The 450-nt window shown below is 61.1% G+C and carries 1 protein-coding gene; it reads right to left on the reverse strand.

Annotation, left to right across the window (positions count from 1 at the left end; all coding sequences use genetic code 11):
- The coding region (locus FCS21_RS16135) for an alpha/beta hydrolase-fold protein (RefSeq protein ID WP_171035737.1) at positions 1–450 on the reverse strand (450 nt) is incomplete at both ends.

Below are 450 nucleotides of genomic sequence, written 5' to 3' on the forward strand. Positions count from 1 at the left end.
AAGTAGCTGTGGTCGTAGCCGGGCTGCAGGCGCAGTTCCAGTGGATGGTTCGCCGCCTTGGCCGCTTGCTGAAAGGCTTCGGGCTTGAGCTGCACAGCGAGGAAATCGTCGCGGTCGCCCTGATCCACCAGCAAGGGCAGCTTTTGCGAGGCTTCGCTGATCAGCACACAGGCATCCCATTCGCGCCATTTGGAGCGTTCTTCACCCAGGTAACGGGAGAAGGCTTTCTGGCCCCACGGGCAATCCATCGGGTTGTTGATCGGCGAAAACGCCGACACCGACAGGTAACGCCCGGGGTTGCGCAAGGCACACACCAACGCACCGTGGCCGCCCATGGAGTGGCCGCTGATACCGCGTTTGTCCGAAGCCGGGAAATGCGCTTCAACCAATGCCGGCAATTCCTGCACCACGTAGTCATGCATCCTGTAGTGCTTGGCCCAAGGTTCCTGG

Source organism: Colwellia ponticola (genome assembly GCF_005885605.1).
Classification (GTDB): domain Bacteria; phylum Pseudomonadota; class Gammaproteobacteria; order Enterobacterales; family Alteromonadaceae; genus Colwellia; species Colwellia ponticola.